A 529-nucleotide genomic window follows, 5' to 3' on the forward strand; every position below is an offset into this window, starting at 1 on the left:
ATTTCTACTGGACGAAGAACAAAAGCGACTCTCAGAGTCTCAAAAACGGCACAGAGATAAGCCCGGATGCCAGAGGATTCAACCAGTACCAGCACCTTGATACGTGCGTCTGGCTGGCTTGTATGCGTCCCTCTGAAACAGAAGCTAAACAGTGTGAATTGTTCTTTAAGATTGACGGCGAGGCGATACACATCGCAAGGGAATACGAAAGTTTACACCAGTTCGTACTACGAGGGATTTCGAGGAATTTTGACAGTACTGAAACGCAGATAGTCTATGTTTTTGATGAGTGGCAGGCCAGATCTCTTACAGACAATATTGAGTACATAGATCTCGGTATTGATGATGATGAACAAGGACAGAGAGGCAGGCCGCAAGGCTCAATGAACAAGGAAAAGCGTTTCACTCTCGATGATACCAAAGCAAAGCGTTTCCGCCGCTGGAAAGACAGCAACCCAGGGCTTGAGTTAGAAGCGTTCAGGGCGTTTCTTGCCAGTGCTACCAACGCAGGTCTCAATACTGAAGAAAG

General features: G+C 46.9%; 1 pseudogene. It reads left to right on the forward strand.

Going from position 1 to position 529, the window contains the following annotated elements:
- Positions 1–529, forward strand: a pseudogene (locus JTI85_RS21500) (type III restriction endonuclease subunit R); the annotation flags it as partial.

It is taken from the genome of Citrobacter sp. Colony219 (assembly GCF_019382635.1).
GTDB lineage: Bacteria > Pseudomonadota > Gammaproteobacteria > Enterobacterales > Enterobacteriaceae > Citrobacter > Citrobacter youngae.